The following is a 13,258-nucleotide window of genomic DNA, read 5'->3' on the forward strand; positions in this document are numbered from 1 at the left end:
TGCGGGTCTAGACGGTGGTGGGCGTCGGCTCGGCGGCTGCTGCGGTTCGGCGTCGCCAGCGGTCGAGCCAGGGTGCGTCCGGCGCACCGTCGAGCAGCCCGCCGTCCGGGTCGTCGGCGTAGGTGCGCCGCACCGGGTCGAGTTCCGGACGCAGGATCTCCCGGACGACCAGGACGCAGAGCACCACCACGGTGGTCAGGCGCAGCGTCGACGCCAGCACGAAGACCCCCTCCGGAAAGACCGGCTTGCCGGTCGACGCGCCGAGCAGCTCCCCGTAGAAGGCCACGAAGTAGCAGACCTCAGCCAGCTGCCAGGCCAGGAACGCGCCCCACTTCGGGCGGGCGAGCACCACCAGCGGCAGCAGCCAGAGCACGAACTGCTGCGACCACACCTTGCTGAAGATCAGGAACGCGGCGACCACCAGGAACGCGAGCTGGGCGAGCCGGGGCCGGCGCGGGGCCAGCAGTCCCAGCGCGGCCACCCCGAGGCAGGCCAGCCCGAAGAGGGCGTACGACAAGGTGTTCAGCGTCGGGATGTTGATGTTCAGCCACTCGAACGGCCCGAGGTCGGCGGGGTTGGCGTTGCCGAACTTCCCGTCCACGTAGCGCCCGATGTACCAGAGGGTGCCCCAGTCGATGGGCCGCGTCGAGTTCAGCTCGAAGAAGCGGTCCCAGTTCTCCCGGTAGGGGATGGCGACCGGCAGGTTCACGGCGACCAGGGCCACCAGGGCCGCGCCGAAGGCGGTGAGGGCGGCGCGTAGCCGCCCGGCACGCAGCCCCAGCACCAGGATCGGGCCGAGGATGAACAGCGGCCACATCTTGGCCGCCCCGGCTAGCCCGAGCAGGACGCCGGCCGCCAGAGGTCGGCTGCGGGCCCAGGCGAGCAGGCCGAACGCGGCCAGGCCGATGGCGAGCAGGTCCCAGTTGACCGTGGCGGTGAGCATGAGCGCGGGGGCGAGCGCGAAGAGCGCGGCGTCCCATGGTCGGCGGCGGCGCAGGGCGAGGATCACCGCCACCGTGGCGACCGCCAGCGCGCCGAGCACCAGCGCGTTGAGGTTGTAGAACCACATGCCCTGGTTGATCCCCGGGTCGTTCTGGCCGAGGGCGTGCACGGGCAGGCCGAGCGCGCCCATGAAGTACCCGGTGAGCACCGGGTACTCGACGGGGTGATCCTGGTAGGGGACTGCGCCCTCGTTGAGCCGCTCGGCGTAGTAGAGCGCCAGCACGTCCGTGTAGCAGAACCGGGTGTACTGCGTGTTGTTCTGCCAGGCGCCGTCCTGGCAGGGCGACTTCTGCACCCAGTGCAGCGCCAGGGTCAGGCAGACCAGGGCCAGGACGATGCGGGCAGCCGTCCAGAATCGGCTCTCCCGACCGGCGGGCCGGTCCAGCGCCACAGCGTGGTCGCCCAGCGGGCCGCCGATGGCGCCGGAGACCCCCCGGACGAAGCCGTCGGAGCGGGACGGGTGGTCAGGGGCACCGGCGTCGTCGATGCCTCGCGTCGACTGCGTGCTCATGAAGGTGCATCCTGCCGTACATCGGGCCTCCGCGTCCCCTTCCGATCACGACAAAGTCGGTACGTGAAACGCCGCCGGCGGCCGGAGATGTTCTCCGGCCGCCGGCGGCGTTCGTGTCGATCAGTCGTCGCCCGGTCTGGGGCTGGTGCTCGGCAGCAGGCCACCACCGCCGCCCGGCCGCGGCTCTATCGGGTTGGTGGGCGCGGTCGGGCCGCCCGGAGTGTTGCCACCACCGTTGTTCCCACCGCCGTTGTTGCCACCGTTGTTGCCACCCGGCGGGCAGAGCAGGCCGAGCGGGCCACAGTCCGGCGGGTTCGTCGGAGGCGGGGGCGGCGGGGGCGCCTCGCCGTTGCCAGTGTTCGGGTCGCCGACGTTCGCCGCAGGCGGGAAGTCCGCCTTCTCCTTGCCCTTGTGAGCCTTGTCCATGAATCGCTCCCAGATGTCACCGGGCAGGTTGGAACCGCCGACCTTGTTTCCGTTCGTAAGCCGGAGCGGCTTACGCGCGTCGACGTTGCCGACCCAGACTGCGGTAGCGATCTGCGGGGTGTAGCCGATCATCCAGGCGTCGCCGTTGTCGTCGCTGTTCGCCTTGAGTTCCCAGGTGCCGGTCTTGGAGGCCGCCTTACGGCCGTCGTCGAGCTTGTGGTTGACCCGCGCCGGATACTGCTCCAGCACCGAGGTCACGTCCGCCACAACGCCCCTGTCGATCCGTTGTTCTCCCTTGAGCTGCCCCTCGTCGGCAATCTTCTTCCACTTGCCGGTCACCTCGTCCCGCTTTTCGACGGAGTAGAGAAAGTGGGCCTTGTTGTAGCGGCCCTGGTTGGCGAAGGTGGCGACGCCGTTGGCGTGGTCCAGGACCGTGATGGGGTACTGGCCATAGCCGACGACGTGGAAGAACGGGCTCGGTGCGATGTCCTTCGGGTCGGTCTTGGTCAGGTCGTAGCCCTTCGGCGGGTTGGTGTCCGACCGCCACATCATGCTGACCCCGGCCTTGGCCGCCATGTCGACGACCTTGTCCGGGCCGATGTCCTCGCTGACATGGTAGAAGGGCACGTTCAGCGATTTCAGGGTGGAGACCGTCAGGGTGCAGGAGTTGCCGCACTCAGGATTGTCGACGCCCGCGTTGCTGACCTTGAACTTGGTGCCCTTCGGGGTGAACGCCTTGCCCTTCCAACGCGACTCGAGGGCCTTGCCCTCCTTCAGCGCCGCCGCCAAGGTGTAGATCTTGAAACTCGAGCCCGGTGGGTGGCCGCCCGTGACGTTTCCGGCGGAGTCGGTGTTCTTGCCGGCGTAGTCGGTGCCGGTGCCGTTGTCGCCGCCGTAGTAGGCGAGCACCCGGCCGGTCTTCGGCTCGATGGCCACCACCGCAGCCATGATGTTCTTCGGCTGGTCGGAAAGTTCGGACCCCTTGCTCTTGCGCTGGGCCGTCTCGACCGCCGCCGCCTGGATGTTCTTGTCGATCGTGGTGCGGATCCGGTAGCCACCGGACATCAGGGCCTGGGAACAAAGTGGCTTGTCGTCGGTGACCTGCTCCTGACTGTCGACGCAGATGCCCTTGTCCCGCATCTCCTGCTTGACGTAGTTGATGACGTTGCCGTACGGGGTGTTGACGCCGTAGTCGAGGCCGGCCCCGGCCTGGTTCGGCTTCTTCAGCGTCTTGGTCGGGTACTCGGCCACGGTGGGCGCCGGCGGCTTGCCCGGGGCGTTCAGCCAGCCCTCGGCGACCATGCCGCCGATCACGTACTCCCAGCGGGACTTGGCGTCGGTGGGGTTGACCGCAGGGTCGTACCCTCTGTGGCCCGCGCCGGCCTCCGGCTGCTTGATCAGCGCGGCGAGGACCGCGCCCTCGGCGACGGTCAACTTGCTTGCCGACTTGCCGAAGTAGGTACCTGCCGCCGCCTCGATGCCGTGCGCGCCCCGCCCGAAGTAGATGATGTTCAGGTAGTGCTGCATGATCTGCGGCTTGGTGTACTCGTCGTTCAGCTTGGAGGCCAGGATCGCCTCCTTGACCTTCCGGGCGTAGGTGTCGTCCTTCAGGTTGTCGAACGCGTTCCGCGCGTACTGCTGCGTGATCGTCGAGGCACCCTGCTTGCTGCCGCCGGACACGTTGTTCCACGCTGCCCGGACGATGCCCTTGTAGTCCACGCCGGAGTGCTCGTAGAAGTTCCGGTCCTCAGCCGCGGCGACCGCGTCCTGCACGTGCTGCGGAATCTGGTCGATGGTGACCAGGGTCCGGTTCTGCTCGCCGACCTTCGCGATGATCGTCTTGTTGTCGAACGCGTAGAGGGTGGTCGCCTGCGGCGGCGTGGTGTCCTCGGGCAGCACGACGTTGGTCGAGTAGTAGGTGAAGCCGACCACGCCGAGCCCGGCGAGCATGATGAAGACGGCGAAGCTGGCGATCAGCATGTTCACCCGCTTGCGCTTTTTCGCCCGTGCCGATCCGGCCGGGTCACCAGCGCCGCGCCCACGCCGGCCGGGTCCGGTCGGCCCGCCGGGTCCACCCGGGCCGCCCGAGACGCTCGCCCGCGCCGAGGCCCGGCCGCTGACGCCGCCGACGGCTGCCGACCCGACGGAGGCCCGTCCGGCAGAGGCTGTACCGACGGAGGCGGAACCCACCGAGGCGCGCCCGGCCGACCCGCCGGCGGCAGGGGAGACCGGCACCGACGCGCGACCCGCGCCCGCCCGGCCCGCGCCGGGCGCCGGTACCGAGGCCCGCCCCGGCCCCGCCCGGCCGACGGAGGCGGAACCCACCGAGGCCGCACCGGCCGCTGAGCCGGCACGCGGCGGGACGGCCGCCGACGCCGAACCGGAGGCGGAACCACCGCGTGTTGGCACAGCCGCCGAGCCGCCGACCGAGGCCCGCCCGCCAGTGGCAGCCCGGGGCGCGACCGAGGCGCGACCGGCCGGTGCCGTACCCTCCTGTGCAGCCGACCAGCCGCTCCCGGAGGCGTCACCGCCGGGGTCGCCGTGCTGGCCCGGGATCTGGGCCCGCGCGCGCGGGGAACTGGAATCGCCGTACGAGTTCATTCCTCACACCCTGCCGTCGCGGTGGGGCACTGCTGCGCCGCCACCGGTTTGCCGTGAGATGGGACACCTCTCGAGAGCGGCACGTGCGTGCCGGTCGACCGGTGCCACTTGCGAATCAATCGGGCCAATCAGACCAACGATCCGTCGGTCTCCCCCGGTGTGCTCATGCTGGCCGGGGCCGGCCGATCGAACGAAGATCACCGTTGCGCCTCTCGCCTCCGTCGACCGCCCGCAGCGGTGCCCGGGACGGCCGCGCCGCCCACCACGTCCTGCTCCGGCCCGCCCTCCGGGCTGCCGCCCAGGCCGTCCCGACCGAGCAGGTACTGCTCGACCAGATGGTTCCAGTCACAGCCGAGGCACACCTCCACCACGAAGACCTGAAACTCACGCACCGTCATCGCCAGTACCGGCAACTCGGCCAGTGTCCGGGCCTGACCGGCGGACTGCTTGAGCTCGTCGCCGTAAATGTAGTGGACGTGGGTCAGGTTCTCGCTCCGGCAAATCGGACACCGGTCGTCGGTGGGTTCGCCGTGGAAGCGGGCTGCGTTCTTCAGGTAGGGCGAGGCGTCGCAGACGTCGTACGTGCCGACCCTGCCGGCGAGGAGCTCACGCAGCACCGCTCGCTTCCGGAGCGAGTAGTCGACCACCTGGCGCTGCGTACGCATGCGGAGAAGGGTACGCGGTCACGCCGGACGAGGCGACCACGGTGACGATGCGTGACCAAGGAACCCCGGAGCGGGGGTTTGCCCCCCTAACAGCGATCCGCTAGCGTGCGATGTATCGGTCCGATACATCGCGGCGGTTGACGCTCCGCGTAGAGGGTACAGAGAGGATGGCCCGTGCTCGAGCTCGCCATCCTCGGCCTCCTGCAGGAGTCTCCGATGCACGGCTATGAGCTGCGCAAGGAGCTGACCGCCAAACTCGGCGCGATCAGGGCGGCGATCAGCTACGGCTCGCTCTACCCGACCCTGCGCAGGTTGCAGGCGGCGGGGTGGATCACCGAGGCCGCCGACGCACCCACCACCGCCGAGGAGGTTCCCGCGTTGACCAGCCGACGAGGTCGGGTGGTCTACGAAATCACCGCGGAGGGCAAGGAACGCTTCGCCCAGCTGATCGCACAGACCGGGCCCGAGACGTACGACGACACGGGATTCGGCGTGCACTTCGCGTTCTTCGCCCGAACCGACCAGGCGACCCGACTCCGCATCCTGGAGGGTCGCCGGCGAAAGATCGAGGAACGCCGCGAGGGGCTTCGTGATGTGCTCGGTCGCGCGGCCGAGCGCCTCGACGCCTACACGCTGGAACTACAGCGCCACGGCCTGGACGCCTGCGAGCGTGAGGTCCGCTGGCTGGAGGAGCTCATCGCCAACGAGCGCTCCGGCCGTGCCCCGACGGTCCCGTCAACCGGGACGGCCGGCGGCCGACGAGAAGACAACAGCCCGCCTCCGCCTGGAGAGACCAGGAAAGAGCGGCCGTGACAGAGAAGAAGGAGGCAGACGCTATGGGCTCCGTCCGCGTCGCCATCGTCGGTGTGGGTAACTGCGCCTCGTCCCTGGTTCAGGGCGTCGAGTACTACCGGAATGCCGACCCGAACGACCGCGTCCCGGGTCTCATGCACGTCGCCTTCGGCGACTACCACGTCTCCGCCGTGGAGTTCGTCGCGGCGTTCGACGTGGACGCCAAGAAGGTGGGCATGGACCTCGCGGAGGCGATCGTCGCCAGCGAGAACAACACCATCAAGCTCTGCGACGTGCCGCCGACCGGCGTCAGCGTGCAGCGCGGTCCGACCTTCGACGGTCTGGGCCAGTACTACCGTGAGATCGTCGAGGAGTCCGACGCCGGCCCCGTCGACGTGGCGCAGGCGCTGCGCGACGCGCAGGTCGACGTCGTCGTCTGCTACCTGCCGGTCGGCTCCGAGCAGGCCGCCAAGTTCTACGCCCAGGCGGCGATCGACGCGGGCTGCGCCTTCGTCAACGCGCTGCCGGTCTTCATCGCCTCCGACCCGGAGTGGGCCAAGAAGTTCGAGGACGCCGGCCTGCCGATCGTCGGTGACGACATCAAGAGCCAGGTCGGCGCCACCATCGTGCACCGCGCGCTGGCGAAGCTGTTCGAGGACCGGGGCGTCGAGCTGCTGCGCACGTACCAGCTCAACTTCGGCGGCAACATGGACTTCATGAACATGCTGGAGCGCAAGCGTCTGGTCTCGAAGAAGATCTCGAAGACCCAGTCGGTGACGTCCCAGATCCCGCACGAGATGAGCAAGAGCGACGTGCACATCGGCCCGTCGGACCACGTGCCGTGGCTGGACGACCGCAAGTGGGCGTACATCCGCCTGGAGGGTCGCTCCTTCGGCGACACCCCGCTCAACGCCGAGCTCAAGCTCGAGGTGTGGGACTCGCCGAACTCGGCCGGTGTCATCATCGACGCCGTCCGCGCCGCGAAGATCGCGCTGGACCGGAAGATCGGCGGCCCGATCCTGTCGGCCTCGTCGTACTTCATGAAGTCCCCGCCGGAGCAGTACGCCGACCACGACGCGCACGCGGCCGTCGAGGCGTTCATCGCCGGTGACATCGAGCGCTGACGCGCCGACACCAGCACCACCGAGAGGGCCGGGTCCGTCGGGACCCGGCCCTCGACCGGTTTGCACGGGCATGTCGGGTGCGTCGCGTCACGACCAGGCGCGGCGCAGGGCGGTCCCGGCCTCCAGCTCCAGCAGCTTCACCTTGCGGTCCAGGCCACCGCCGAAGCCGACCAGCTTGCCGCCCGCGCCGACGATCCGGTGACACGGCACGAGCACCGGGATGGGGTTGCGGTTGCAGGCCACCCCGACCGCACGGGCCGCGCCCCGGTCGCCCAGCCGCCGGGCCACCTCGCCGTAGGTGAGCGTCTCCCCGTACGGAATGCCGGTCATCTCCCGCCAGACGCCCCGTTCGAAGTCGGACCCGCCCGGCACCGCCAGCGGGACGGCGAACTCGGTCAGCTCGCCGGCGAAGTACGCCCGAAGCTCCGCCACGGCCTGCCGGGCCGCCTCGTCGCCCGGCTCCTCGCCCGCCGTGTCGACCCGGCCGAAGTGGGCCCGGCAGACGTGGCTCCCGTCGGTGGCGACGGAGAACTCGCCGATGGGTGAGTCGAGCACGGTCCAGCGCATCCGCCCATTGTTCCCGGTGATCCCGTCAGCGCCTCGCCCGAGCCGCCGGGAGGTCCGGGTTGGCCATCCAGGTCCGGCAATCTTGTCAGAGCTAGATTGCGGGCGGTGGCAAAGTTCGGACGCCGACCGGCGTCAGAGCTACCGGAGGTGGCCGGTGTCTGAAGGGACCGACGGGGAGTTCACCGCGTTCGTCAACGAACGGGGGGACGTCCTGCTGCGCATCGCGTACGCCCTGGCCGGCGACCAGCACGGCGCCGAGGACCTGCTGCAGAACGCGCTGGCCAAGGCGTACGCCCGGTGGCCCCGGATCCGCGGTGACGCCGAACCGTACGTGCGGCGGATCCTCTACCACGACCAGATCTCGGGGTGGCGACGCCGGTCCCGCCGGCCCGAGGTGCCGGTGGCGGTGCTCCCCGAGCGGGTCGGGAGCCGGGACAGCGGGCAGGAGGCCGACCTGCGGATGCTGCTGCGCGACGCGCTGCTGTCGCTGCCGCCCCGGCAGCGGGCCGTGCTGACCCTGCGCTACCTGGAGGACCTCAGCGTCGAGCAGACCGCCACGCTGCTCGGCTGCCGGGCCGGCACGGTCGCCAGCCAGACGTCGAAGGCGCTGGCCAGACTGCGCCGACTGGTGCCCGCCCTCGACGGCAGCGTCACGGAGGAGGTCCGATGAGCGGCTCCGGGGAGGACGTGCTGCGTTCCGCCGTACGCGCGATGGCGGCCGAGGCCCGGACGGCGCCCGACCTCGCCTGCCGGGCCCTGCGGCAGGGCCGGCGACTGCGCCGCCGACGCCGCACGGTTGCGGCCGGCGGCGCCCTCGCGGCGCTGGTCGCCCTGGTCGGGCCGTACGTCTGGCTGCGACCCGGCGCGCCCCCGGATGCCGGCACCTCGGCGCCGGTGGTCACCCTGGCGGCGTCGGCCACCCCGTCCACGGCGTCCGTCGCCCCCGCGCCCGCCGCCGAATGGACGGGGGCGACCGTGACGCTCCCCGGCGGCTGGGTGGTCACCGGCGCGACCTCCACCGGCACCCCCGCCGAGCAGGGGTACGCCCTGGACCGCGACCGCGGCCGGTACGTCGCCGCCGACCCTCGGTACGAAGAGGTGTGGGCGGCGCCCCGAGGCGGGACCGCCGCCGTCGTCGACTACGAACGCGCCGGCGAGATCGGGCTTCTCGACCTGCGCGGCCGGACGGTCCGCTGGGTCCGCACCGGCCGCCACATCATGACCCCGCACTGGTCGCCGGACGGGCGACAGTTGGCGTTCACCCTGCTGGACAAGGAGAGCGGCCAGTTCTCCCTCGGCGTGCTCACCGCCGCCACCGGCGCCTACCGCACCTTCCCGGTGGACCGCGACCGGTACTTCTGCACCGACCAGTGCTTCTTCACCTGGGGCAGGGACGGCCGGGAGGTCGCGCTGCAACAGACCGACCCCGACTCCTCCCGATCGGAGTCCCAGCCGCACGCACGCCGGGGCGTGCAGTTCTTCTCCGCCGCGAACGGCCAGCCGACCCGGTTCGTACCCGTCCCCGGAGACCCCGCCGGCCCCTGGTCGTGGTCACCCGACGGGCGGCTCGTGGTGATCAAGGGGCAGGACGGCCCGAAGCTCGCCGAGGTGGCGACCGGGCGGGTGGTGGGCCCGGCCCCCGCCGAGGACGCCGTGTGGGTGACCGACGACCGGCTGCTGCACCGTGTCCGCTGGACGGCCGAGATGGTGCTGGTGGACCTGGACGGGCGGGAGCTGGCGCGGCAGTCCCTCCCCGCCGAGCTGGGCATCAACGTGGTGACGGTCGCGCCCCGCTGAGCGGCCGGCACCCTGGCTCGCGTTGCGGGGTACCGATACCGTGCGGGCCGTGGCCACGGGGACGCTGATCTTCCTCATCATCGGCGGCGTGGGCGTCGCGGTACTGGCGCTCGCCCTGCTCGGTGCCGAGCTCTTCCACTTCGCCAACCCGGACTTCGACGGCCCGGTGTCGTTGGAAGCGGTCGCCGGGTTCACCGGTGCGCTCGGCTTCGGCGCGGCGATCGTCAACGAGTTGCTCGGTGGGCGTACGCCCGGAATGATCGCGGTGGCCCTGGCCGGCGGCGTCGTCGCGGCCGTGCCCACCGCCTGGGTTGCGGCCCGGCTGAGCCGGGCGGCCCGCGACATGCGCACCGATCCCACCCCCACCCGCCACCATCTGGTCGGCGCGCTCGGCCTGGTGGTCACCCCGGTGCCCGCCGACGGCTACGGCGAGGTCCGGGTCCGGGTGGCTGGCCAGCCGGTCAAGCTCAACGCCCGCGCCGACCGCCCGATCCCGGTCGGCGCCCAGATCTTCGTGGTCGAGGCGCTCAGCGAGACCAGCGTGCACGTCGAGACCTACTGAACCCCCTCATAAAGAAACAGGACGGTCACATGCCCCTTCTCATCGCCATCGGCGGCGCGGTCCTCCTCGTCCTCGTGCTCGTGCTCTTCGTGCTCTCCCGGATCAAGGTCGCCGGGCCGAACGAGGCCTTCATCGTCACCGGCCGCAAGGGCCGCACCACGCAGACCGCCGACGGCGGCCGGTCGACCGACAACTCCGGGCAGAAGGTCGTGCTCGGCGCGTCCGTCTTCGTCCTGCCCGTGGTGCAGAAGCTCCAGTCCCTCGACCTGTCCAGCCGGCGGATCGACGTCGGCATCAAGGGCGCGGTCAGCAAGCAGGGCATCCGCGCCGACCTGCACGGCGTCGCGATCGTCAAGGTCGGCGGCACCGAGGACGCGATCCGCGCCGCCGCCCAGCGCTTCCTGCACCAGCAGGACGAGATCGAGGACTTCACCCGGGAGGTGCTGGCCGGTGCGCTGCGCTCGATCGTCGGCCGGCTCACCGTCGAGGAGGTTATCCGGGACCGGGCGGCGTTCGCCAGCGCGGTCGCCGAGGAGGCCGAGCACTCGATGACCAACCAGGGCCTGGTGCTGGACACCTTCCAGCTCCAGGACATCCTGGCCGAGGGTTCCTACCTCCAGGACCTGGGCCGGCCGGAGGCGGCCCGGGTGCTCAAGGACGCGGCCATCGCCGAGGCGCGTGCCCGGCAGCAGGCCGAGCAGGAGCGGCTGCTCGCCGAGGAGGCGATCGCCGAGGCCAACCGGAACCTGTCGCTGAAGCAGGCCGCCATCCAGGCGGAGATCGACGCGGCCAAGGCGAAGTCCGCCGCCGCCGGGCCGCTGGCCCAGGCCGAGCGGGACCAGGCGATCCTCTCCGAGCAGCAGAAGGTCGCCGAGCGCAACGCCGAGCTCAAGCAGCGTCAGCTCGACACGGAGGTGCGCAAGCCGGCCGACGCCGCGCGGTACAAGGTGGAACAGGAGGCCGAGGCGTCCCGCAACGCGGCCGTGCTGAACGCCGACGCGCAGCGCCAGGCCGTCATCGCCGCCGCCCAGGCCGCCGCCGAGCAGGCCCGGCTCACCGGTGAGGGCGAGCGGGCCCGTCGGGCCGCGCTGGCCGAGGCCAACGCGATCGAGGGCGCCAAGGAGGGCGAGGCCGAACAGCGCCGCCGCTCCGCGATCGCCGAGGCGATCGAGCGCGAGGGTACGGCCGAGGCCGCGGCCATCCTGGCCAAGGGCCAGGCCGAGGCCGACGCGATGGCTCGCAAGGCCGAGGCCTTCGCGGCGTACGGGGAGGCCGCGGTGCTGGACCTGCTGGTCAAGGTGCTGCCGCAGGTGGTCGAGGCGGCCAGCGCCCCGATCGGCGCGATCGACAAGATGACCGTCATCTCCACCGACGGCGCCTCGTCCCTGACGAAGTCGGTGGCGGGCAACGTCGCCCAGGGGCTCCAGCTCGGCAGCGACCTGACCGGCATCGACCTGGCGGGCCTGCTGGCGAAGCTCGGCTCCGCGTCGACGGCCGCCGGCAACGGCAAGCCGCCCGTCGACGGCACGGCGGTCGAGACCCGCTGACCGATCCGGCAGCGGTCGGACCCGCTGACGCGACAGGGCGCCGTTCCCGGCAGGGGGCGGCGCCCTGGTCGTGTGACGAACCGGCCTTCCCGTCGTCGCACGCGGCCCGCGAGGGACCGCAGCCGTGGACTACCCGACGATGCCCTCGTCGCGGGCCCAGCGCAGCAGCTCCGCCTCGGCCTCGTCACGGTCCAGCGGGCCACGCTCCAGGCGCAGCTCCTTCAGGTGCTTCCAGGCCTGCCCGACGACAGGCCCCGGCGGTACGCCCAGCAGCTCCATGATGGCGTTGCCGTCCAGGTCGGGCCGGACCCGCGCCAGGTCCTCCTCGGCGGCGATCCGGGCGATCCGTTCCTCCAGCGCGTCGTAGTCGGCGGCGAGCTGGGCCGCCTTACGCCGGTTACGGGTGGTGCAGTCCGACCGCGTCAGCTTGTGCAGCTGCGGCAACAGGTCACCGGCGTCCGCGACGTAGCGGCGCACCGCCGAGTCGGTCCACTCGCCCCGGCCGTAGCCGTAGAAGCGCAGGTGCAGCGCGACCAGTGCGGTGACCCTGGAGGTGATCTCCTTCGGGTACCGCATCGCCTTCATCCGGGCCTTGGTGAGCCGGGCGCCGACCACCTCGTGGTGGTGGAAGCTGACCCGCCCGTCCGAGCCCACCGCCTTGGTCGCCGGCTTGCCGACGTCGTGCATCAGCGCGGCCATCCGCAGGACGAAGTCCGGCCCCTCCGTCTCGTACGAGACGGCGTTGCTCACGACGGTGAGGGTGTGCTCGTAGACGTCCTTGTGCTGGGCGTGCTCGTCGATCTCCAGCTTCAGCCCGGTCAGCTCCGGCAGGAAGCGCTCGGCGAGCCCCGTGTCGACCAGCAGTCGCAGCCCGGTGATCGGGTCCGCGCCGCAGAGCAGCTTGGTGAACTCGTCGCGGATCCGCTCGGCGGTGATCCGGTCGAGGTCGGCCGCCATCCGGGTCATCGCCGCGTACGCGTCGGGGTGCACCGCGAAGCGCAGTTGGGCGGCGAACCGGGCCGCGCGCAGCATCCGCAGCGGGTCGTCGCCGAACGACTCGCCCGGGGTGCCCGGGGTGCGGATCACCTTTGCGGCCAGATCGTCCAGCCCGCCGTGCGGGTCGGTGAACCGGTGCTCGGGCAGGCTGACCGCCATCGCGTTGATGGTGAAGTCGCGCCGCCTCAGGTCCTCGGCGAGATCGGTGCCGTACTCGACGACCGGGTTGCGGCTGACCTGGTCGTAGGACTCGGCACGGAAGGTGGTGATCTCCAGCCGCAGCCCGTCGCGCTGGCACCCGATGGTGCCGAACTCCCGGCCGGTCTCCCAGATCGACTCGGCCCAGCCGCGCACGATGCTCAGGGTCTCGTCGGGGTGTGCGTCGGTGCAGAAGTCGAGGTCGTCGCCGAGGCGGCCGAGCAGGGCGTCGCGTACCGAACCGCCCACCAGGTGCAACTCGTGGCCGGCCCGCGCGAACCGGCGGCCCAACTCGTCGGCGACCGGGGAGACCCGGAGCAGTTCGGTGACGGCGTTGCGCTGTGCGGCGGTGAGTTCGCGGCGGTCGGCAGCGTGGGGAGCGGAGGCTTCGGACATGGGAGCGCCAGACTATCGGTCCCGGCGGGGATGTGGTCCGCCGGGCGCGGGTAACGGGTGGCCGTTGACTATCG

11 protein-coding genes are annotated in these 13,258 nt (G+C 71.3%); 6 read left to right on the forward strand and 5 right to left on the reverse strand.

Going from position 1 to position 13,258, the window contains the following annotated elements; translation table 11 throughout:
• Positions 1-7 precede the first annotated feature (7 nt).
• The 3 genes from AB0D32_RS04555 to AB0D32_RS04565 all read right to left on the reverse strand — a co-directional run bounded on the left by AB0D32_RS04555 (position 8) and on the right by AB0D32_RS04565 (position 5,205).
• Positions 8-1,513, reverse strand: a complete 1,506-nt coding sequence (locus AB0D32_RS04555; RefSeq protein WP_357084834.1) for a glycosyltransferase 87 family protein — start codon at positions 1,511-1,513, stop codon at positions 8-10.
• 120 nt (positions 1,514-1,633) lie between these two features.
• Entirely contained in the window at positions 1,634-4,540 is a 2,907-nt protein-coding gene (locus tag AB0D32_RS04560) for a transglycosylase domain-containing protein (RefSeq protein ID WP_357084837.1), read from the reverse strand.
• Positions 4,541-4,737: 197 nt separating this feature from the next.
• Complete coding sequence (locus AB0D32_RS04565; RefSeq protein ID WP_357084840.1) at positions 4,738-5,205, reverse strand: DUF5318 domain-containing protein; 468 nt, start codon at positions 5,203-5,205, stop codon at positions 4,738-4,740.
• Positions 5,206-5,379: 174 nt separating this feature from the next.
• Between AB0D32_RS04565 and AB0D32_RS04570 the strand changes: the two genes are divergently transcribed.
• Positions 5,380-6,018, forward strand: a complete 639-nt coding sequence (locus AB0D32_RS04570; RefSeq protein WP_357084843.1) for a PadR family transcriptional regulator — start codon at positions 5,380-5,382, stop codon at positions 6,016-6,018.
• A 23-nt stretch (positions 6,019-6,041) separates the two neighbouring features.
• Positions 6,042-7,121, forward strand: coding sequence for an inositol-3-phosphate synthase (locus AB0D32_RS04575; RefSeq protein ID WP_357084846.1), 1,080 nt, complete (start codon positions 6,042-6,044; stop codon positions 7,119-7,121).
• An 87-nt stretch (positions 7,122-7,208) separates the two neighbouring features.
• On the opposite strand, the gene AB0D32_RS04580 is transcribed toward AB0D32_RS04575, so the two are convergent.
• Entirely contained in the window at positions 7,209-7,688 is a 480-nt protein-coding gene (locus tag AB0D32_RS04580; RefSeq protein WP_357084849.1) for a methylated-DNA--[protein]-cysteine S-methyltransferase, read from the reverse strand.
• A 154-nt stretch (positions 7,689-7,842) separates the two neighbouring features.
• Here AB0D32_RS04580 and AB0D32_RS04585 point away from each other — a divergent pair, with 154 nt between their 5' ends.
• Genes AB0D32_RS04585 through AB0D32_RS04600 form a run of 4 tightly spaced genes read left to right on the forward strand, consistent with a single transcriptional unit; the run spans position 7,843 to position 11,594 of the window.
• Positions 7,843-8,358 (forward strand): SigE family RNA polymerase sigma factor, encoded by a 516-nt coding sequence (locus AB0D32_RS04585; RefSeq protein ID WP_357084852.1) that lies wholly within the window; start codon positions 7,843-7,845, stop codon positions 8,356-8,358.
• Entirely contained in the window at positions 8,355-9,485 is a 1,131-nt protein-coding gene (locus AB0D32_RS04590; protein ID WP_357084855.1) for a hypothetical protein, read from the forward strand. Before AB0D32_RS04585 ends, AB0D32_RS04590 begins: the two co-directional genes overlap by 4 nt.
• A gap of 40 nt (positions 9,486-9,525) precedes the next feature.
• The gene (locus AB0D32_RS04595) at positions 9,526-10,047 is read left to right on the forward strand and encodes a hypothetical protein (RefSeq protein ID WP_357085660.1); all 522 of its coding nucleotides are present in this window, start codon (positions 9,526-9,528) and stop codon (positions 10,045-10,047) included.
• Between the two features lie 29 nt (positions 10,048-10,076).
• Positions 10,077-11,594 carry an SPFH domain-containing protein gene (locus tag AB0D32_RS04600; protein WP_357084858.1) on the forward strand — a complete coding sequence of 506 codons (1,518 nt, stop codon included), beginning with the start codon at positions 10,077-10,079 and terminating at the stop codon, positions 11,592-11,594.
• A gap of 129 nt (positions 11,595-11,723) precedes the next feature.
• On the opposite strand, the gene AB0D32_RS04605 is transcribed toward AB0D32_RS04600, so the two are convergent.
• Complete coding sequence (locus AB0D32_RS04605) at positions 11,724-13,184, reverse strand: CCA tRNA nucleotidyltransferase (protein ID WP_357084861.1); 1,461 nt, start codon at positions 13,182-13,184, stop codon at positions 11,724-11,726.
• Positions 13,185-13,258: the final 74 nt, after the last annotated feature.

Origin of the sequence: Micromonospora sp. NPDC048170, assembly GCF_040652795.1 — a bacterium.
Classification (GTDB): domain Bacteria; phylum Actinomycetota; class Actinomycetes; order Mycobacteriales; family Micromonosporaceae; genus Micromonospora.